Genomic DNA, 21,622 nt, shown 5'->3' with positions numbered 1-21,622 from the left:
TTATTCTACTTTTTTATCATGTACTTTTGTAGGTACATGATTATTCCAAACTGTTAAAATATCAGTAGCAACACTTGCACCACTTCCTGCAGCTATAGCAAATTGACTTCTCCAACCAGCAAGCGTTCCACAAACATATAATCCTTCTTTTATTAAGTGATTAAAATTGCGTAGTTGAATTCTATCTTTCATGGCATTGGCCCTTGAATGACGTTCAATATATTGTTCAAGTCCAGCAATATCAAAAGGCTTTGAATAGTTTAATGCTATTACAACGTTTTTACTGAAATATTCATTTTTATTTGTAACAATTTTATACCCTTTTTTATCGTCAAGCACAGCAACAACTTTTTCGTTTTCTATTTGAGAAACGTTTGGATATAAGTTTTTTAATTGGTCTCTACCTTCTGTTAAAATATCTTTACCTAAGGTGCCAGCTGGTAATCCTAAAACATTATTAAATAAAGCATCTTTTAAATGTGAAGAACGTTGATGTAAAATTATACCAATTTTTTTATTTAAAGCATATTCTTTTTTTTGAGCAGACCCTAAAACTAAGGCACATTGCATACCAGCAACACCACCTCCAACAATTAAAGTATTAAAAATCATTTACGCCATTAACATTTTAATGTTTGCAGCAAATAATTTAACAGCAATAGCTAATAATACTACACCAAATATTTTTCTAATAATTTTAATACCGTTTTGACCTATCATCTTTTCAATTCTAGCAGAAGTTTTTAATACCCCATAAATTAAAAATACATTTAAAAGGATAGCTATTAAAATGTTTTCCCAAGAATATTCAGCTCTTAAAGAAAGTAATGTAGTTAAACTACCAGGACCTGCTATTAATGGAAATGCAATTGGAAATACAGAAGCATTTAGTGCCTCATCATCATCTTCTTTATATAAGGTAATACCTAAAATCATTTCTAAAGCAATAAAAAATAAAATAAAAGCTCCAGCTACGGCAAAAGAATGTACATCAATTCCTATAAAACCTAATAGCTGTTCTCCTAAAAACAGAAATATTATCATAATAACACCAGCAATAACAGATGCTTTTTCTGATTGTATATGTCCTACTTTTTTACGTAAGTCAATAATTATAGGTATGTTACCAATAATATCGATTACCGCAAATAATACCATAAAGGCTGTAAAAATTTCTTTTAAATTAAAATTCATGATACATTGTTTTTCATCTGCAAAATTAGATAAGTAAACTTACAATCTGTTATTTTTGCATTAAATTTTACACAAACGTAATATAAGACTTTATCTTTTAGTTTGTGAAATTAATTAATTTTCAAACATAAATAATATAAAACAATATATGTTTCAACTAGGAAAAACAATTGTTTCAGAGGACCTTATAGAAAAAGAGTTTGTTTGTAATTTATCTGCCTGTAAGGGTGCTTGTTGTATTGATGGTGATGCTGGAGCTCCTTTAGATGAAGAAGAAACTAAGATTTTAGAAAAAATTTATCCTACGATAAAACCTTTTTTACGTAAAGAAGGTATTGATGCCATTGAAAAACAAGGAACTTGGATTAAAGGTGATTTTGGTGAGCTTGAAACTCCTTTAATAAATGATGCTGATTGTGCGTATGTTATTTTTGATGAAAAAAACACAGCTTTGTGTGCTATTGAAGAGGCCTATAATCAAGGTTTAGTCGATTGGAAAAAACCAGTATCTTGTCATTTGTACCCTGTAAGAATAAAAGACTACAGTGAGTTTTCTGCAGTAAATTATGATAAATGGGAAATTTGTGATGATGCTTGTTCTTTAGGAAAAGAGTTACAGGTTCCTGTTTATAAGTTTGTGAAACAAGCATTAGTAAGGAAATTTGGACAAAATTGGTATGATGAATTAGAAAAGTTAGCAGAAAATCATAAAAAAAAGTAGTGTTTTTTAATTAATATTTGTGTCAGCTACCTTCTTTTTTACGACCAAGAATAAATAAAGTACATTGATGGCAATTCAAGAAGTAAAAACATATAATTTTCAAAGTATATTTTCATTACAGTTAGTGGAGTTTGAAAAAGCTTGCATTGTTAATGAGCCTAAACAAGTTGATGATTATAAAATTTTTTGGATAAAAGAAGGAAAAGGAACTTATAATATCGATTTTAAAAGTTATTCTTTTAATGGAAATGTATTGTTTTTCTTATCACCAGGACAAGTTTTTACAGTAGATTCAGAAAAAATAAAAGAAGCATATCAATTAAGTTTTTCAAGAGATTTTTATTGCATTCAAACTCATGATACTGAAATAGCATGTAATGGTGTGTTGTTTAATAATGTTTATGAAACTCCATTTGTATCTCCTACAAACAGAGATACTGAAAAATTAAACTTTATATTAAGTAACTTGATAGAAGAATTTGAATTAGAAGAAACCGCGCAATATGATATGTTGCAGTCCTTTCTTAAGCAGTTTATTATTTATTCTGTACGAATTAAAAAAGGATATGATACTGTAAAGGAAGATTTAGAAACTAAATTATTTAAAGATTTTAGTTTATTAGTAGAACAAAATTTTAAAAAACTACATAGCGTTACTGATTACGCTAAACGATTAGGAGTATCTCCAAAATCTCTTACAAAACATTTTCAGAAAATAGGTACACAAACTCCAAGTGATTTTATTAAGAACAGAATAATTATAGAAGCTAAAAGACAGCTTATCTATTCTTCTGATGCAATAAAACACATTGCTTTTGATTTAGGATTTAATGATCCAGCTTATTTTTCTCGTTTTTTTACTAAATCAGCGGGGCAATCTCCAAAGCAATTTCAAAAAGAGCAAAAGTCATAAGCTCTTCTAATATTTAACTTTATAAAAAACTCGTAACACAAGGGGAAGCTACGAGTATAGAAGGGTTTTAATTCTAGATAAATAACATTTGTTAGCTTGTTGTTTGTCTAGGTTAGCAAATATATAGCAAGCTGTAATTCAAAACATTAACATAGGTTAATAAACTTCTTTTTTTATTTATTTCATACTTGTCCAAGTAACAGGAACTTTTGTCCATTTTTTAAAGTGTGTCTCCGTCGCATCTTTGTATCAGAATTAAAAACAAAGAATTATGAGAGCAGAAAATATCCAATGCCCTAACTGTTGGGGATATCAAGAGTACGATGATCAATTTCCTGAAAGAGAAATGTGTCATTGTGAAAAAACAAATAAATAAAATTTAAAATAAATAAAATTATGAGTACAAGAATTGAAACATTAAACCCTGACACAACTACTGGAAAATCAAAAGAGTTATTTGATGCTGTGCAAAGCAAATTAGGATTTATTCCAAATTTAATTAAAGTTTTTGGTAATTCACCAGCAACGTTACAAAGTTATTTAAGCTTAGGTGAATTAACAGCAAGTGGTAATTTTTCTAATAAATTTAGAGAACAGTTAGCGTTAGCAATTGCTGAAGAAAATAAATGTAACTATTGTTTATCAGCTCATACAGCAATTGGTAAAATGAATGGTTTGTCTGAAGAAGAAACTGAAGAAAATAGAAAAGGTAAAGCTTCGGAAGAAAAAGTACAGGTAGGGTTGCAATTTGCTCAAAGCATAACTAAAAATAGAGGAAATGTAACTTCAGAAGAAATTAAGGCTTTTAAAGAAGCAGGATATAATGATAGTGATGTTTTAGAAGTAGTGTTAAATGTTGTAGCTAATACATTAACTAACTACGTAAATCATATTGCAGAAACAGAAATTGATTTTCCAAAAGTAGAAGCTGGAAAATATACAGTAAAGGCATAATAAAAATAATAAATAATTTAAAATTTAAGAACACATGAAAAAAGTAATAGCAATTTTAATCGTGTTAGTAGGATTTGCATTTCAAGCAAATGCACAAGAAGTAAAAACTGTAGCTCTAGAACAAACAAAAGGAGAATTTACACAAAAATCATTAACACTATCAGAGGGAACTTATGTTTTTGAAATAGCAAATAATAAAGTTGGTCATGATGTTGGTTTTGTGTTAGCTCCCAAAGGAAAAGTTGAGCAGAAAGATCATATAAAAAATGCATATGTAACTTCATTAGTTAAAAACAATGGAAAGTCTACTTCTAAAAAAGTAACTCTTAAAAAAGGAGAGTATGTTTATTTTTGCCCATTAAACCCAACACCACAATATACATTAACAGTGAAGTAATACATTGTTTACGTAGTTTTTAGTATACCTCTTCAGTAAAATGAAGAGGTTTTTATGTATATATTATTGTTTTAAGTACGCTAATGTTTGAAAAATAGTCGCTTACGGTTTTTTTTTAAGATCATAGGTTTAAAATATTAAACTTTGAGATAGCTAAGAAAGTTGAGTAAAAGAAATATAAATCACGATATTGATTTCCTTAAAAATAAGAGAAATAGTATGGTGCTTTGTTTGATTTGTTGATTTTTTTAGTGTCTAATTAAACATATAAACTAAACTTAAAATTATGTCAACAGTAAACAGTCAAATTACAGATGCGGTTACCACTAGCATGAATGAAGCAAACAAATTAATGCACGATGTTAGTACAACTGAAGGAAATACTGCAAAATTAGAAGCAGATGTTAAAACAGTTAGTCAAGATCTACAAACAATAGATAATGATTTAACAATGTCTAAAACGATAAATACAAAATTAAAAGATTTAGATTCTGCATTAAGTGAAGCTGTAGAGTTATTAGAAGTAGTTTCAATAATTCCAGAAATAGGAACTGAAGCATCAGAGTTAAAAAACGTATTATCAACGTTCAAAAAACCTATAGATGAGGCTCTTGATGTTTCTAATAAAGTAGAAAAAGTAGTTGCGCCAATTAGAAATGCTATTGAAAAAGTAGAGCCCAAAGTAAAACAAATTGACGAGGTGTTATTAAAATTAATGAATGCTGAAAATCAGTTTATAGCTACTTTAGGAGGTGCAATAAATTGTATTAATAGTCTTCCAAATTCAACAGTAAAAACGGAGTTAGTAAACGAAATTGATACAGCAGCAGGTAAGGTTGATCCTGTAGTTTTAACATTTGATGATGCTCAAATAAAAATTTTAAATGGTATAGCTGAAGCTACTGAGGAAGTTGAGAAAATTAAACACTTAGTAATGGGGCTAGTAAGTCTAGAAAATCAAATTAATGCAGTGATGAATGTTTTAAATCCTTTAATTTCTGCTTTAAACTCAGTTAAAAATGTATTAAGTCATACAATACGTGTTCCTTATGGAGGGTATCCTAAAGTTTGTTATAAACATGTTTTAGGAGTAAAAGTACCTTATCCGTGTGGTTGGCATACCGTTTACTTTTCATTTAGTGTAGAACAAATTATAAAAGGAGGACTGAGTGTTATAGGGCCAGTTATGGATTTGTTAAATAAAGCTATGAATGCAGTTTTACAACCAGTATTAAGAGCGTTAAACTTAAATATACATTTACCATCTATACCAGGGCTGAGTATTCTTAATGATTTATCTGAAGATTTAAATTCATTTGTAATGAAAGCAATTGACCCTATAAATAACCTTGTAAATGAACTAAATGTTTTTGAAAATATATACAATGATGTTGAAGGATTTATTGCAGAAGTTGAAAAAATAAACAAAGCATGTACAGTACAATTAAAATAACTTGTTTTGATAATGTATTAACTTGATTGTATTGCCTCATCATAAATTATGATGAGGTTTTTTTATAATGAGAATAATGTTTCCTCGTTTATTATTTGATTATAAATGCCGTTTATTTTTTGATACATAGAAGAGAAAAATAATTTTCGATCCACTTCGGCATTTCCTGATATTTTTTTTGATAATTGAATTTTTTTATTAAATGCGCTAATAGTTTCTTCGCAAATAAGATTGTCATCTATTCGTAAATAAGATGTTCTTATGTAGGGTATTAGAAGTGTTTTTGTTTTTTTTGAATTGAAAACTACAGTGTTATTTAAACAAACTAATTTACTATAATACATTTTGTTTTTTATACTTGAATTTTCATCCCTAGATTCTTTTTTAATTTTGTTTTCTATACTTGTAATCATTAATTTTAATTCATCACATAATTGTATTGCTTGTTCTTGGTTTGTTAACTTTATTTTATAACAATAATATATTTGATATAAGATACTATTAATTGTATGATCATCCCATATTTCTATACAATTAACCTTTTTAAACGCATTTTTAAAACAAATAGATTCATATATTAAGCTTGAAGAAATATTAAACTTTTCAAAAGCTATCTCTCCTTTTTTAGAATTTTCTTTTGAATTAGGTAAGTTTAATAAAATATATATTTGAAACCTTTGGAGTAAGCTGTTTTGTGGAAAATAATATAAGGGTATATCTTTTGCAGCGTATAATACTTCAGAGTTTTCTAGTTTGGAAAATAGATTAACTAACTTATTACTTTTTATAAAGAAAGATTCTAGGGTGTTATTCGTTTGAAAGTTATAGTTTTTTTGAACCACTATTGATTCCTTTTCTTTAAAGCTATAAATATTGTTCAATGAAATTTTGTAGAACTTGGCAAGAGAAAGAGCTTCCTTAAAAGAAAGCTCAGTTTTATGATTTATTCTTCTATAGGCCGCATCGTAGTTTATATCTAAAACGCTAGCTATTTCTTCTACTAGAGAAATATTGTTAGGTAACTTTTGTTTAATTTGACAAAAAAAATATTCTATCTCTTCGTTCATTTGTTGTCTTTTGTAAAAAATGCAAATCAAAATTTCAAAAAATGTAATTTTTTGCGTTCTTCTTTATAGGAAATGAATTTTATTTGTATTATGATAGAGTATACTTTTTGAAGGGTGTATATTCTTTCTTATAGAGATTTTGTATGTATTGCAAGAATTCTTTAATGATAGTCTTCTCTTTTAAGGGAAGGCTATTTCTGTTTATAATACTAGCTTAATAATAGTTTGATAGCTAGCAATATACGAAAAAATAATATTATGATATTATTACTCCTCTCTTATTAAAAGGTTGAATTATTTGTAAGTTACTCTCTTTTATTGTGTCTTTCTTAAAAGTAAAAGTTTTGTCTTGCAGTGTATTGTTTTCAAAGAAAGTTACTTGAAAACGATTGTCTAAAGCAAATAATTCTGGTTGAATTAATTCAATTTTGGCAATAGAATTACCTGGCAAAAGGTCTATTTTTTTACGAAAAACGGAAGTGGTTTTAGTTTCTGAAAAACCTTGAGAAACAATGACAACCATTTCAATAGCAATGTCTTTTTTATTAATAATATATACGTTCCAGTCATCTGTTTTATGAACTTCATTGTGCTCTAAAACAATTGCCATTTCTACACCTGAAACTTCTGGTATTTGTATGTCTTTTTTCATCTAAAGAGAATAATTTAAACTTATAGCTATAGTATCTTTGTTAAGGTTACTATTTAATGATATTTTAATTTTATTATTTTTATAGGCTTTGGTAAAAAGGTATGAAGATATAAATCCAATGCTTGCCCCAGCAATTACATCATAAACATCATGTTTTTTTGCATAAATTCTTGAGTATCCAACATAACTAGCTAATAAGTATGCAGGAAAACCATATTTCCAACCATATCTTTTTTGGATAAAAGCAGCTCCGGTAAAAGCAGCTGAGGTATGTCCTGAAGGAAAACTATAGTTTCCTCCACCTGGTCTTTTTTTATTAATAATTCTTTTTAATGTATGGGTAGCTATAAAAGAAACCCCAAAAGCTTTTATAAATTGCCAATAAGGTTTATCGTTATTTTCAAAAATAAAAGTGCTACCTAAAGCAATTATAGGAATTCCAATCTGAATAATGTCTCCAGATCTTTCTACAAAGCTTTTTTGTGAAAAAATATTAATACTAAAAGAGCAAATAAAAAAAATCAGACAAAAATGCCTCATGTTTTTAGATGATAGATTTAAATTGCTCTAAAAAACGTTTGTCATTTTCATAGAACATACGAATATCTGGAATTTGATATAAAAGCATTGCTATACGCTCAATTCCCATTCCAAAAGCATACCCAGAATATTTAGTAGGGTCAATATTACAGTTCTTTAAAACATTAGGGTCAACCATTCCACAGCCCATAATTTCTAACCATCCAGTACCTTTGGTAATTCTGTAATCGGTTTCAGTTTCAAGTCCCCAATAAATATCAACTTCAGCACTAGGTTCAGTAAAAGGGAAGTATGAAGGACGTAAACGTATTTTAGATTTTCCAAACATCTCTTTAGTGAAATATAATAAAGTTTGTTTTAAATCGGCAAAAGAAACATCAGTGTCAATATATAAACCTTCTACTTGGTGAAAAATACAATGCGCACGAGCAGATATGTCTTCATTACGGAATACTCTTCCTGGAGAAATGGTTCTAATTGGAGGTTCGTTATTTTCCATGTAACGAACTTGTACAGATGATGTATGCGTTCTTAATAAAGTGTCTGGATTTTTATCTATAAAAAATGTATCCTGCATATCACGAGCAGGATGATACTCTGGTAAATTTAAAGCGGTAAAGTTATGCCAATCATCTTCAATTTCAGGTCCTTCAGAAACAGTAAACCCAATACGATTAAATACCTCAATAATTTGATTTCTTACTAAAGAAATAGGATGGCGTGAACCTAATTCTATTGGTTCAGAAGGACGAGTTAAATCGCCATAAATCCCTTTGTCTTCAATAGCATTATCTAAGGCATCATTTAATTCAGCAACTTTACCTTCAGCAGATTTTTTTAGATTGTTTAAAGCTTGCCCAAAATCTTTACGCAATTCAGCATCAACATTCTTAAATTCAGCAAATAAATCTTTTAACAATCCTTTGCTTCCTAAGTATTTAATTCTGAATGTTTCAACTTCTTCTTTAGACGTTGCTTTAAAAGCTTTTACGTCACCAATCAATTCCTTTACCTTATCTAACATTATTTATTAATCCAAAAAAATTAAGTTGCAAATTTAAGCTTTTTTAGTTAAAAAATGAGGAGATTTCACCTAATAACGAAAACGATGTAGAAAAGTGAAAAATAAAGTACAAAATCAAATTTAAGAAATTGTAAATTAATTATATTTGCCAAGTAAAATTGTTAAAATTATAATAACACAACAATTAATTTATGGAATCTAAAATAAATGCTTTTATGGATTACGTTAAGGAACGTAATGCATACGAACCAGAGTTTTTGCAAGCTGTACACGAAGTAGCAGAAACTGTAATTCCGTTTATAGAAAACAATCCAAAATACCAAGGAAAAAAATTATTAGAGCGTATGGTTGAGCCAGAACGTACTTTAATGTTTAGAGTGCCTTGGGTAGATGATAATGGAGAAACTCAAGTAAACAGAGGTTATAGAGTAGAGTTTAACTCTGCAATTGGTCCATATAAAGGAGGGCTACGTTTTCACCCTTCAGTAAACTTATCAATCTTAAAATTTTTAGGATTTGAACAAGTTTTCAAAAACTCATTAACTACATTACCAATGGGTGGTGGAAAAGGTGGATCGGATTTTAACCCTAAAGGGAAGTCAGATAACGAAGTTATGAAGTTTTGTCAATCTTTTATGACTGAATTATCTCGTCATATTGGAGCAAATACTGATGTTCCAGCTGGAGATATTGGTGTTGGAGGAAGAGAAATCGGATTTATGTTTGGTCAATATAAACGTTTGCGTAATGAATTTACTGGTGTTTTAACTGGGAAAGGTGCTTCTTGGGGAGGTTCTTTAATTCGTCCAGAAGCAACTGGTTATGGAGATGTTTATTTCGCTGAAAATATGTTAAACTATAAAGGAGATTCTTTTAAAGGGAAAACAGTAGCAGTTTCAGGTTCTGGAAATGTAGCGCAATATGCAACTGAAAAAGCAACTCAATTGGGTGCTAAAGTTGTTACTTTATCTGATTCTTCAGGATACATTTACGATGAAGAAGGAATAGATGCTGATAAATTAGCATTTGTTATGGAAATCAAAAATGTTCGCCGTGGTAGAATTGGTGAATATGTTGAGAAATATCCATCAGCTAAATTCTTTGCAAAAGAAAGACCTTGGGGTGTTAAATGTGATGTAGCTTTACCATGTGCAACTCAAAATGAGTTAAACGGAGAGGAAGCAAAAGCATTGGTAGCTAATGGGTGTATATGTGTTGCTGAAGGAGCTAATATGCCATCAACACCTGAAGCTATTGAAGTATTTCAAAATGCAAAAATTTTATTTGCACCAGGAAAAGCTTCAAATGCAGGAGGAGTAGCAACATCTGGTTTAGAAATGTCTCAAAACTCATTACGTTTGTCTTGGACACGTGAAGAAGTAGATAGTAAATTACATGGTATTATGAATAGTATTCATGAAGCGTGTGTAAAATACGGAACGCAAGAAGACGGATATGTAGATTACGTTAAAGGAGCTAATGTTGCAGGTTTTGTAAAAGTTGCAGACGCAATGTTAGATCAAGGAGTAGTGTAAGTTTATTTACTACAAATAATATTAAAAAGGCCTTATAGATTTTAATCTGTAAGGCCTTTTTCTGCGAAAGTATTTAGGGGTTATAAAAAAGAACTTGGTTAAGAAAAAAAATCAATTTTCACATTCCGTTATAATATGTATCTTTACTGATTAAGAGAAGATTCTGGAGTGGGATTTTATCTAGCTAAAAATCAATAATATAAAGTGTTTTTTGATACTGAAAGTATTCAGGTTTAAAAAGCATTCTAAAAACATACATATAAATTATGAGTTGTAGCGGTTGCTCAACTAACAAAGATGGCGTTCCTAAGGGGTGTAAAAGCAATGGAAATTGTGCTACAGGATCTTGTGGAAGTGGAAATAAACTAGCTGTTTTTGATTGGTTATCGAATATGACTTTGCCAACTGGTGAAGCACCTTTTAATATTTACGAAGTACGTTTTAAAAACGGAAGAAAACATTTTTACAAAAACTTAGAGAAATTAACTATTTCTATGGGTGATATAGTTGCTGTAGAAGGAACTTCAGGACATGATGTCGGAATAGTTTCTTTAGCAGGTGAACTTGTGAAAGTACAAATGAAAAAAAGAAAAATTGAGTCAGATGGTGAAGAGGTAAAAAAAATATATAGAAAAGCTTCTCAAAAAGATATTGATGTTTGGCATAATGCCAGACAAAGAGAACAAGAAACTCAAAGGAAAGGTAGAGAAATTATTAGTAAATTAGGGTTGAAAATGAAGTTGTCAGATGTAGAGTATCAAGGAGATGGTACCAAGGCAACCTTTTACTATACTGCTGATGATAGGGTAGATTTTCGTCAATTAATTCGTGATTTGGCAAGTGCTTTTTCTATTAGAGTAGAGATGCGCCAAGTAGGAATGCGTCAAGAAGCTGCCAGATTAGGTGGTATCGGTTCTTGTGGACGAGAGTTGTGTTGTTCAACATGGTTAACTGATTTTAGAAAAGTTAATACAGCTGCAGCACGTTACCAACAGTTATCTTTAAATCCATTAAAATTAGCAGGTCAGTGTGGTAAATTAAAATGTTGTTTAAATTTTGAGTTAGATACTTATCTAGACGCATTAAAAAAGTTTCCTAAACAAGATTTGGTACTTAAAACAGAAAAAGGTGATGCTGTTTTTGTAAAGATGGATATTTTTAAAGGGTTACTTTGGTATACATACAAAGAAGAGAGCTTCAAATGGTATAGAATATCATTAGAGCAAACTCAAGAAATTATCGAGTTAAATGCCAATAATGAATTGGCTTCTCCGTTAGAAGAATATGAATCAGAAATTGTAGAAGAACCAAAAGTTGATTTTGAAAATGTGGTTGGACAAGATAGTTTAACACGTTTTGATGCTCCAAAAAAACCGAGAAGAAATAAAAGAAGAGGCAAAAGAATTAGTAATAATAAGGCAAAAGAGAATAAAACTAATGTGTCTAGGCCAAATAAAACTGTAGCTGATAATCAAAAAACAGATAGCAGAAAACCTAGGCCAAATAGACCTAAAAATAATAATAAGTCAAAAGTGGGGGAGGTAAAACAGAAACCAAATCCAAACCAACAAAAAAGAGCACAAGGTATTAAACCAAAGGGAGGGGTAAAGAAGAATCCAAACCAGCAAAAAAGAACTCAAGGGGCTAAACCAAAGGATGAAATAAAAAAGAATCCAAATCAACAAAAAAGAACTCAAGGCCCTAAACCAAAAGGTGAAAATCCTAATCAGCAAAAAAAGACTACAGGTAATAAACCGAATAATCAAAGAAGAAGAAATAATAATAAAAAAGGGAACAATAACGGTAATAAAAATGCTGAAGACAATAAATAAAAGTAGTGTATTGATAATGTTTTTTATAGTAACTTTTTTATTCATTTCGTGTGATAAAAAAAGGGTTTTTGATGAGTATTTACCAATATCAAATCAAAAATGGAGTAAACACAATACATTACAATTTGCTTTTACAGCAACAGACACATTACAAAAACATAATCTTTTTATTAATGTTAGAAATAATAAAGATTATCCTTTTAGTAATTTATTTATAATTACTCAGATGAGTTTCCCTGACGGAAATGTAATTACTGATACTTTAGAGTACGATATGGCTGATGGAGCTGGGAGGTTTTTAGGAGAAGGTACTTTAGATATTAAAGACAATAAACTTTTTTACAAAGAAAAAATAATATTTCCTGCTAAAGGAACCTATACTTTTAAAGTACGTCAATCTATGAGAAAAAATGGAAATGTTGATGGAATAGAAGAGTTAGATGGGCTTACTCATGTAGGGTTTAGAATTGAAAAAACAGAATAATGACAGAAGAAAAAACAACTAATTTTAGAAAATATATTAAATGGTTTTGGGGAATCATTTTAGGTGGATTTCTTTCTATTTGCTTGCTATTTTTATTGGCATCATGGGGAGCTTTTGGACCATTACCATCGTTTGAAGAGTTAGAAAATCCTAAGAGTGATTTAGCTACAGAAGTAATTTCTATTGACGGAAAAACATTAGGGAAATATTATGTAAAAGCTAATAGAACCCCAATTCAATATAAAGATTTACCTCAAAACTTAGTAAAAGCTCTCGTTGCAACTGAAGATGAACGCTTTTATGAACATTCAGGTATTGATTTTAGAGGATTGGCCAGAGCAGTTTCTAAATTAGGAGCTGGAGGAGGAGCAAGTACTATTACTCAACAACTTGCAAAAAATCTTTTTACAGGAAGAGCTTCAACAAATAAAATTAAAAGGGTTCTTCAAAAACTTAAAGAATGGGTAGTTGCTGTTAAACTTGAACGACAATATACTAAAGAGGAAATTATAACTATGTATTTAAATACGCAAGGATTTCTTTTTAATGCAACAGGTATACGTTCTGCAGCTCGTATTTATTTTGGAAAAGAGCCAAAAGAATTAGATATACAAGAGTCTGCTATTTTAGTAGCAATGCTAAAAAACCCTAGACAGTATAATCCTTACAGAGAACGTTCAAAAAAGAAATCTTTACGACGTAGAAATGTTGTGTTTTCTCAAATGAAAAAAAATGGGTTATTAACTGATAAAGAAAAAGATTCATTACAAAAGTTACCATTAAAAATAAGCTTTACACCAGAAAGCCATAGTGATGGTTTAGCTACTTATTTTAGAGAAAATTTGAAACAATTTTTGAAAAGATGGGCAAAGGATAATCCTAAATCAAATGGAGAGTCATACAATATTTATAAAGACGGATTAAAAGTATATGTTACTATCGATTCTCGAATGCAAAAATATGCAGAAGAAGCTTTAACAACACATATGGCAAATTTGCAATCTTTTTTTAATAAAGAGCAAAAGAATAATAAAACAGCTCCTTTTTATGATTTAGAAAAGTCTGAAATAGCTAGTACGATACGAAGAGCTAAGCAAAACTCTAATCGTTATAAAAGAATGAAAGCTGCAGGTAAATCTGAAAAAGAAATAGACAAGGCTTTTAAAACAGAAACAGATATGCGAGTTTTTTCTTGGAAAGGAGATCGTGATACTGTAATGACTCCGTACGATTCAATACGTTATTATAAATATTTTTTGCGTTCTGGTTTAGTATCTATTGAACCACAAACTGGACATATAAAAGCATGGGTTGGAGGGATTAACAATAAATACTTTAAGTATGATGCTGTTCAGCAACAAAAGCGTCAGGTAGGTTCTACTTTTAAACCTTTTGTTTATGCTACAGCTATTAATCAATTAAAAATGTCACCTTGTGATAAGTTGCCAAATACGCCTTATACAATTCCAAAAGAAAAATATGGAATGCCAAAAGATTGGACACCTAAGAACTCAAATGATAAGTACGGTGGTGAATTAACCTTAAGAGACGCATTAGCGCAATCTACCAATGTTGTTACTGCTCAGTTAATAGATAAGGTATCACCAATAAATGTAGCTCGTTTAGCAGCTTCTGCAGGGATTAAATCAAAAATAGAAGCAAATCCCTCAATAGCATTAGGGGCCATTGATTTATCATTAATTGAAATGGTAAGTGCGTATTCAACCTTTGCAAATAAAGGATTACGTGTTAGTCCTATGATGATTACTCGTATAGAAGATAAAAATGGGACAGTTTTACAAGAGTTTGTTCCTGAAACGAAAGAGGTTTTAAGTGAAGAATCTGCATATGTAATTTTAGATTTGATGAAAGGTGTTACCTTATCAGGTTCAGGTGCTAGACTTCGTTCAGCATGGACAAGAAGAAAAGAAGCAACTACAGGTTTTCCATATAAATTTACAAATCCTATTGCTGGAAAAACAGGAACTACTCAAAATCAATCTGATGGATGGTTTATGGGGATTGTTCCAAATTTAGCAACTGGAGTTTGGACTGGTGGAGAAGATAGAGCAACACATTTTTATGGTATTGGTTTAGGTCAAGGTGCAACAATGTCATTACCAACTTGGGGGTTGTTTATGAAAAAGTGTTATGAAGATAAAACACTAAATATAAGTAAAGAAGATTTTGAAAAACCTCCAGGAGAATTAACAATTAATATTAATTGTGAAAAAGAACCAGAAGTAAAAGAAGGAGAAGAAAAGAAAGAGGAAAAAAAGGAAGAAGAGGATACAGATTTTTAAAACAGAAACAAACAACTAATATGATTAATAAAGAAGTAAATAATGTGCAAGAAGCTGTTGATGGTGTAAGCGATGGAATGACATTAATGCTAGGAGGATTTGGATTATGTGGAATTCCGGAAAATGCTATAGCTGAACTTGTACGATTAGGAGTTAAAGAAGTAACCTGTATTTCTAATAATGCTGGTGTTGATGATTTTGGATTAGGATTATTATTACAAAATCGTCAAATAAAAAAAATGATTTCATCGTATGTTGGAGAAAATGATGAGTTTGAACGTCAAATGTTATCAGGTGAATTAGAAGTAGAATTGACTCCTCAAGGAACTTTAGCGGAAAAATGTAGAGCTGCACAAGCAGGATTTCCTGCATTTTATACACCTGCTGGTTATGGTACTGAAGTAGCAGAAGGAAAAGAAACACGTGAGTTTGATGGGAAAATGTATGTGTTAGAACCAGCCTTTAAAGCAGAATATGCTTTTGTAAAAGCATGGAAAGGTGACGCAGCAGGAAATTTAGTATTTAAGGGTACTTCAAGAAACTTTAATCCGAATATGTGTGGTGCAGCTAAGATTACTGTAGCTGAGGTAGAGGAATTAGTTCCAGTTGGTGAGTTAGATCCAAATCAAATTCATATACCTGGAATTTTTGTACAACGTATTTTTCAAGGAGAAAAATATGAAAAGAGAATCGAACAACGCACAGTAAGACAAAGAAACTAATTATGGCTTTAGATAAAAACGGAATAGCAAAACGTATTGCAAAAGAGGTTAAAAACGGATATTACGTAAACTTAGGTATTGGAATACCTACATTAGTTGCCAATTTTGTTAGAGAGGATATAGAAGTAGAATTTCAAAGTGAAAATGGAGTACTAGGTATGGGGCCTTTTCCATTTGAAGGAGAAGAAGATGCTGATATTATTAATGCAGGAAAACAAACGATAACTACTATGCCTGGTGCAAGTTTTTTTGATTCAGCAACAAGTTTTTCAATGATTCGAGGAAAACATGTACATCTTACTATCTTAGGAGCAATGGAAGTAGCTGAGAATGGAGATATTGCCAATTGGAAAATACCTGGGAAAATGGTAAAAGGAATGGGAGGAGCAATGGATTTAGTAGCAAGCGCAGATAATATTATTGTAGCAATGATGCATACTAATAAGCGAGGAGAATCTAAAATCTTAAAAAAATGTTCTTTACCGTTAACTGGAGTTGGTTGTGTTACAAAGGTAGTAACGAACTTAGCAGTTTTAGAAGTAAAAGATAATACATTCCATTTGTTAGAAAGAGCTCCTGGAGTTAGTGTAGAAGAAATCCAAAATGCTACTGAAGGAACATTAGTAATTAATGGAGATGTTCCAGAAATGGAAATTTAAAAATGACATTCATAAAAAAGTTTTATAGAGGAATATATCCCATATTAGCGATTTTATTTATCCTTATTTTTGATAAAGGTATACAAATAGAACCATCTTGGTTAGGAATAGCAATAGCAGTAGCTTTAGCCTATTTTTTATCACCAAGAAAAAAGATTATTCAAACACAAACAGGAGAAAGAACCCAATTAACTTGGGTTTTTCTTAAAAAACCTATTTTCTTAGATTAATGAAAATAACAAATAAATATATTAAGTTTTTAATTATTTTAAATGGAACATTACTCCCTGTTATTCTAATTTTTCTTTTATTTCAATTAACTAAAGAGTTTTTTCCAAACAATAATAATTTCCCTGATGGGATTATTCTGGGAGAAGAATTAGAAACAGCAAAAAAGGATAGTCTTGTTTTACAAGGGTTAAAATATTATACTCCTATAGATTTATACAATTCTAAAAATAAATACCTTCCAATTTCTTTGTTAACTTATGAAGAAGAAAAGAGGGTGAAAAATTTAGTATCTGTAGCTAATGATATTGGAGACTCTCTTTTAAAATTTGTAAATATTATTTTTGTAGACGAAAACTATCAGGTTATAACTTCTTTATTGAAAAAGAAAGCATCTATCCTTCAAATAAAGCCTCAGAGGAAAAGATATAAATTAGAGAGAGATGAATTAGATAAGACTGTAAAATATATTGCATATTTAATAGCTTTTGAAGACTCAAATAAAGATGGGAAGTTAAATTCTGGAGATAATCATGATTTATATCTTTCAGATTTAAATGGTAAAAATCTTATAAGAATTACAAATAGTATTAATCTTGATAGATTTGAATTTACGAATTCGAACTCTCAAATTTTTATTAAATATACCGATAGAGAAAATATCAGAGAAGAATACAAAAAACAAAAATTTGCTATTTATGATATAGAATCTTCAAAACTTTTAAATATGTCTAGTATTGATAAAGAACTTGATAATTTAGAAAAAATAATTATTGAATAATTTTTAAATGAAAATAATCTCATATAACGTAAACGGAATAAGAGCAGCTTTAAAAAAAGGATTTTTAGAATGGTTACAGCAAGCAAAACCAGATGTAATTTGCATTCAAGAAACTAAAGCACATAAAGAACAATTAGATGTAACCGAATTTGAAAATGCTGGTTATCCATATCATTATTGGTTTTCAGCAGAAAAAAAAGGCTATTCTTCTGTGGCAGTTTTTTGTAAAAAAGAACCTAAACACGTAGAATATGGAACAGGAATTGAAACAATGGATTTTGAAGGTAGAAATCTTAGGGTAGATTATGATGATGTTTCTATTATGAGTATGTATTTACCGTCTGGAACTAATAGCGCTCGTTTAGACTATAAGTTTAATTACATGGATGAGATTTTAGAATATGCTACAGAGTTAAGAAAATCAATTCCTAACTTAATTATTTGTGGTGATTATAATATTTGTCATGAAGCTATAGACATTCATAACCCAAAAATGAAAGGAGTTTCAGGATTTTTACCAGAAGAAAGAGAGTGGTTAGGTAAGTTTATAGACAGCGGTTTTATTGATAGTTTTCGTTTTATGAATCCGGAACGACAAGAATATTCTTGGTGGAGTTATAGAGCAAACTCTAGAGCTAATAACAAAGGTTGGAGATTAGATTATGCTATGGTAACTGAACCATTAAAGGAAAAAATAACAAGAGCTTATATTTTACCAGAAGCAAAACATTCTGATCACTGCCCTATCGTGGTAGAATTAGATGTGTAATTAAATTTGAACTACCCTTCTTTTTAAAAGAAAAACAATGAAAACGTTACTTAAACTACTATTAGTTTTTACAGGAACAGTTATTGCGCAACAGCCTATTGATAGTATTTATATTCCTGTTGATAGTGTTGAAATAGCTGTTGATTCTATTTTTATAGCGAAAGATACCGCCCAAAACAGACAAATAGATACCCTTTTTTCTGATGCTGACTTAAAAAAAATTGATAGTTTATTAGTAGAAGAAAAGTTTAATTCTTCATTGTTTGATAGTATCCAATATGTAATAAACGATAAAGATATTATTGGAAATTCAACTAAAATTTTATCAACAGAACTACTTAAAAAGCGATTGGTTAATTTAAATGCGAATACTCCATTTAATTTAGCATATAACCCGTCATTAGACAAGGTTATAAATAGTTATTTAAAGTATAGAAAAAAATACTATCCTGCTTTAATGGCTAAAGCAAAGTATTACTTTCCCATGTTTGAACAATACCTTGATCAGTATGATGTTCCGTTAGAAATGAAATATTTAGCAATAGTTGAATCTGCTCTTCGTCCTAATGCTCGTTCTTATGTTGGAGCAACTGGTTTATGGCAGTTTATGTATGGAACAGGAAAACAATTTGATTTAAAAATAAGTTCATATGTTGATGAGCGACAAGATCCTGTAAAAGCAACTGTTGCGGCATGTAAGTATTTAAGTCAGTTATATAAAATTTTTGGTGATTGGGATTTAGCGTTAGCTGCATATAATTCAGGGCCAGGAAATGTTTCAAAAGCAATAAAACGATCAGGAGGGTATAAAAATTATTGGAATATTAGACCTTTTTTGCCAAGGGAAACTGCGGGGTATGTTCCTGCTTTTTATGCTACAATGTATATTTTTGAATATGCTGAGAAGCATGATTTATATCCAGAAGCTCCCAAAATTTTTCATTTTGAAACTGATACTATTCATGTAAAAAGAACAATAAGTTTTGATCAAATTTCTGAAAAAACAGGTATTGATGTTGATTTAATTTCTTTTTTAAATCCTGCATATAAATTAGATATAATACCATTTATAGAAAATAGAAGTTATGCTGTTCGTATTCCACGCAAAGAAATGATAACTTTTTTAGAAAAAGAAAAGGAAATTTATGCATTGGCAGATGAAGATGATAGCAAAAGAGAAAAACCTTTACCGAAGTATTTTGAAATGGATAAGCGTATACGTTATAAAGTACGTAGTGGTGATTATTTAGGTAAAATAGCAAGTAAGTTTGGTGTACGTGTAAAAGATATAAAACGATGGAACGGTATGCGTTCTCATCGTTTAAAAATAGGGCAGCGTTTAAGTATTTATCCTAAAAAATTAGCGATACCTAAAAAGGTTTCAAAAAAACAAAATAAACTTCCAAAAGGGAAACATGAAGTGTATATTGTAAAAGAAGGAGATTCATTATGGACTATTGCAAAAAAATATCCAAAAATTTCTGTCGAACAAATTAAAAAATGGAATAATATTTGGAGTATAAAAAATCTTAAACCAGGTATGAAGCTAAAAATATTTAAAAGCTAATAGATATGAAAAAAATAATGTCATTTTTAATAGCCACACTTTTGTTAATTTCTTGCGAAAAAGGAACAAAATCTAGTGTGACATTACCAACATCAATAGGAAACACTAATAAAATATTAGTTGTTGCTAAGGGTAATGAATGGGCAGGTAAAATAGGAGACGAAATACGGACTGTTTTTGGTGAACACCAGGTTGGATTACCACAACCAGAAACGTTACTTTCTGTGAGTCAAATAGATCCTACAGGCTTTAAATCATTTATGAGAAACGGAAAAGCAATCCTTTTTATAAAAAAGGGGCAAAAGGAAAGTGTTACTGTTGAAAAAAACAAATATGCAGCTCCTCAAGTAATCGTTTATGCTACGGCCAAAAATGAAGAAGGAATCGTAAATTTAATAAACAAAAGAGGTAAAGAGATAATTAAAATATTTCAAAAGGAGGATATTAAATTTATTCAAAATATTTTTAAAAAAGAACGTCTTGATGAAACTAAATTTAAAACAACGCAAAATTTAGGTATTTCAATTGATATTCCGAAAAGATTTAAATTGGTAGACGATACTGGAGATTTTTTATGGTTACGTCAGCATTTAAAAAGTGGAATTGCAAGAGGTGATGGAACAAATAATGTTTTAATTTATAGTGTTCCGTTAATTAATGAAGGAAGTGTTGCTGATAATATCACAGAAGTTAGAGATTCTATTGGAAAAAAATATATTCCAGGAAGTAAAGAAGGAATGTATATGATTACTGAACAAGCATACACACCTTTTACTTACAAAGCAGAAATTGATGGGAAAAAGGCATATGAAACTAGGGGGAAATGGGAAGTTAAAAACGATTTCATGGCTGGTCCTTTTTTAAATTATACAGTAGTTGATAAAAAAAATAATAGATTAATAGTTTTTGAAGGGTTTACTTATGCTCCTTCAGTAAATAAAAGAAATTTTCTATTTGAATTAGAAGCGATTGCAAAGTCAATGAAAATAAAATAGAGAATATTACCTAAGAAATAATACAACCAACAGGCTCATTAATTAATTTAATGAGCTTGTTTTTTTTTGATGAAATAAAATTATAGAAATGTAAAACATAGACTTTAAGTTTTTAAAACCGTTGGTTTTAATGAATAGATTAAATAAGAAAAGTTATTTTAATTATATTTGATACAATTAACTAAAAACTTAAAGTAATGGAAATAAATTATTTAGCAATTTTAGGTGCAGCTTTTATCCCTATGGTTATAGGCTTTCTTTGGTACGGACCAATGCTCTTTCAAAAGGCATGGATGAAAGAAATGAATTTTACTTTAAAAGATTTAGAAGGAGGTAATATGCTTTTGATATTTGGAGTAAGTTTTGTGTTTAGTATTATGCTTGCTTTTGCAATACAATTCTTGGTTATTCATCAATTAGGTGTATTTTCAACATTAGCAGGTGAACCTGGTTTTATGGAAAAGACTGGAGGAGGTTTTGCTTATTATGAAGAATTTATGAGTAATTTTGGAGATCGTTTTAGAACTTTTAAACATGGTGTGTTGCATGGAGTTATAAGCGGTTTGTTTATTGCTTTGCCTATTATAGGTACAAAAGCATTGTTTGAAAGAAAATCATTTAAATACATAGCTATAAATGTTGGTTATTGGACTGTAACGTTAGCGTTAATGGGTGGAATAATTTGTCAATGGGCATAATTTTATAAAAAATAGTCGGCAAATAATATTTAATGAAACTGTTTTCAATAGTAGAAAACAGTTTCTGTTTTTTTATATAAAAGAAAACGCTTTTCATTTAGGTGTTTATACTATTTTTAGAATTATAATATTAT

At 29.8% G+C, this 21,622-nt stretch carries 23 protein-coding genes; 17 read left to right on the top strand and 6 right to left on the bottom strand.

All coding sequences use genetic code 11. The annotated features are described in order from the left end of the window. Positions 1-612 (bottom strand): FAD-dependent oxidoreductase, encoded by a 612-nt coding sequence (locus tag DS884_RS06670; RefSeq protein ID WP_113786201.1) that lies wholly within the window; start codon positions 610-612, stop codon positions 1-3. Next, a complete protein-coding gene (locus tag DS884_RS06665) occupies positions 613-1,194 on the bottom strand; it encodes a MarC family protein (RefSeq protein ID WP_093869606.1) in 582 nt (193 codons plus the stop codon). Positions 1,195-1,342: 148 nt separating this feature from the next. Here DS884_RS06665 and DS884_RS06660 point away from each other — a divergent pair, with 148 nt between their 5' ends. The 5 genes from DS884_RS06660 (at position 1,343) to DS884_RS06640 (ending at position 5,632) form a co-directional block, all read left to right on the top strand. Then, positions 1,343-1,915 carry a DUF3109 family protein gene (locus DS884_RS06660; protein WP_093869607.1) on the top strand — a complete coding sequence of 191 codons (573 nt, stop codon included), beginning with the start codon at positions 1,343-1,345 and terminating at the stop codon, positions 1,913-1,915. 67 nt (positions 1,916-1,982) lie between these two features. Continuing rightward, complete coding sequence (locus DS884_RS06655; RefSeq protein WP_093869608.1) at positions 1,983-2,828, top strand: helix-turn-helix domain-containing protein; 846 nt, start codon at positions 1,983-1,985, stop codon at positions 2,826-2,828. Between the two features lie 396 nt (positions 2,829-3,224). Next, a complete protein-coding gene (locus DS884_RS06650; protein ID WP_093869609.1) occupies positions 3,225-3,782 on the top strand; it encodes a carboxymuconolactone decarboxylase family protein in 558 nt (185 codons plus the stop codon). Positions 3,783-3,816: 34 nt separating this feature from the next. Next, a complete protein-coding gene (locus DS884_RS06645; protein ID WP_093869610.1) occupies positions 3,817-4,179 on the top strand; it encodes a cupredoxin domain-containing protein in 363 nt (120 codons plus the stop codon). Between the two features lie 286 nt (positions 4,180-4,465). Continuing rightward, positions 4,466-5,632, top strand: a complete 1,167-nt coding sequence (locus DS884_RS06640; protein ID WP_113786200.1) for a hypothetical protein — start codon at positions 4,466-4,468, stop codon at positions 5,630-5,632. Between the two features lie 62 nt (positions 5,633-5,694). On the opposite strand, the gene DS884_RS06635 is transcribed toward DS884_RS06640, so the two are convergent. From DS884_RS06635 to pheS, 4 genes are all read right to left on the bottom strand, one after another. Next, the gene (locus DS884_RS06635) at positions 5,695-6,699 is read right to left on the bottom strand and encodes a hypothetical protein (protein ID WP_113786199.1); all 1,005 of its coding nucleotides are present in this window, start codon (positions 6,697-6,699) and stop codon (positions 5,695-5,697) included. A 256-nt stretch (positions 6,700-6,955) separates the two neighbouring features. Next, positions 6,956-7,351 (bottom strand): hypothetical protein, encoded by a 396-nt coding sequence (locus DS884_RS06630; RefSeq protein WP_093869613.1) that lies wholly within the window; start codon positions 7,349-7,351, stop codon positions 6,956-6,958. Further along, a complete protein-coding gene (locus tag DS884_RS06625) occupies positions 7,352-7,891 on the bottom strand; it encodes a phosphatase PAP2 family protein (RefSeq protein ID WP_093869614.1) in 540 nt (179 codons plus the stop codon). It lies immediately after the preceding gene. A 4-nt stretch (positions 7,892-7,895) separates the two neighbouring features. Then, positions 7,896-8,915, bottom strand: coding sequence for a phenylalanine--tRNA ligase subunit alpha (gene pheS / locus DS884_RS06620; protein ID WP_093869615.1), 1,020 nt, complete (start codon positions 8,913-8,915; stop codon positions 7,896-7,898). 191 nt (positions 8,916-9,106) lie between these two features. Here pheS and gdhA point away from each other — a divergent pair, with 191 nt between their 5' ends. The 12 genes from gdhA (at position 9,107) to DS884_RS06560 (ending at position 21,488) form a co-directional block, all read left to right on the top strand. Next, positions 9,107-10,450, top strand: a complete 1,344-nt coding sequence (gene gdhA / locus DS884_RS06615; RefSeq protein ID WP_113786198.1) for an NADP-specific glutamate dehydrogenase — start codon at positions 9,107-9,109, stop codon at positions 10,448-10,450. 266 nt (positions 10,451-10,716) lie between these two features. Then, the gene (gene ricT / locus DS884_RS06610) at positions 10,717-12,282 is read left to right on the top strand and encodes a regulatory iron-sulfur-containing complex subunit RicT (RefSeq protein ID WP_113786197.1); all 1,566 of its coding nucleotides are present in this window, start codon (positions 10,717-10,719) and stop codon (positions 12,280-12,282) included. Then, positions 12,263-12,766 (top strand): gliding motility lipoprotein GldH, encoded by a 504-nt coding sequence (locus DS884_RS06605; RefSeq protein ID WP_113786196.1) that lies wholly within the window; start codon positions 12,263-12,265, stop codon positions 12,764-12,766. The genes ricT and DS884_RS06605 overlap by 20 nt, the downstream gene beginning before the upstream one ends. Further along, on the top strand, positions 12,766-15,069 hold the full coding sequence (locus tag DS884_RS06600) for a penicillin-binding protein 1A (protein ID WP_093869619.1): 2,304 nt from the start codon (positions 12,766-12,768) through the stop codon (positions 15,067-15,069). The genes DS884_RS06605 and DS884_RS06600 overlap by 1 nt, the downstream gene beginning before the upstream one ends. A 20-nt stretch (positions 15,070-15,089) precedes the next feature. Next, positions 15,090-15,791 carry a CoA transferase subunit A gene (locus DS884_RS06595; protein WP_093869620.1) on the top strand — a complete coding sequence of 234 codons (702 nt, stop codon included), beginning with the start codon at positions 15,090-15,092 and terminating at the stop codon, positions 15,789-15,791. 2 nt (positions 15,792-15,793) lie between these two features. After that, a complete protein-coding gene (locus DS884_RS06590; protein WP_093869621.1) occupies positions 15,794-16,450 on the top strand; it encodes a 3-oxoacid CoA-transferase subunit B in 657 nt (218 codons plus the stop codon). 2 nt (positions 16,451-16,452) lie between these two features. Further along, entirely contained in the window at positions 16,453-16,680 is a 228-nt protein-coding gene (locus tag DS884_RS06585) for a hypothetical protein (protein ID WP_113786195.1), read from the top strand. Continuing rightward, positions 16,680-17,459, top strand: a complete 780-nt coding sequence (locus DS884_RS06580) for a hypothetical protein (RefSeq protein ID WP_093869623.1) — start codon at positions 16,680-16,682, stop codon at positions 17,457-17,459. Before DS884_RS06585 ends, DS884_RS06580 begins: the two co-directional genes overlap by 1 nt. Before the next feature lie 7 nt (positions 17,460-17,466). Beyond that, positions 17,467-18,228, top strand: a complete 762-nt coding sequence (locus DS884_RS06575) for an exodeoxyribonuclease III (RefSeq protein WP_113786194.1) — start codon at positions 17,467-17,469, stop codon at positions 18,226-18,228. A 37-nt stretch (positions 18,229-18,265) separates the two neighbouring features. Further along, entirely contained in the window at positions 18,266-19,795 is a 1,530-nt protein-coding gene (locus DS884_RS06570; protein ID WP_113786193.1) for a lytic transglycosylase domain-containing protein, read from the top strand. A 5-nt stretch (positions 19,796-19,800) separates the two neighbouring features. Next, a complete protein-coding gene (locus DS884_RS06565; protein ID WP_113786192.1) occupies positions 19,801-20,790 on the top strand; it encodes a DUF4837 family protein in 990 nt (329 codons plus the stop codon). 197 nt (positions 20,791-20,987) lie between these two features. Further along, positions 20,988-21,488, top strand: a complete 501-nt coding sequence (locus DS884_RS06560; protein WP_113786191.1) for a DUF1761 domain-containing protein — start codon at positions 20,988-20,990, stop codon at positions 21,486-21,488. Positions 21,489-21,622: the final 134 nt, after the last annotated feature.

The organism is Tenacibaculum sp. E3R01 (assembly GCF_003318185.1).
GTDB classification, from domain to species: Bacteria; Bacteroidota; Bacteroidia; order Flavobacteriales; family Flavobacteriaceae; genus Polaribacter; species Polaribacter halocynthiae.
Note: the sequence above shows the minus strand (reverse complement) of the source record. Positions and strands in the feature narration are given on the sequence as shown.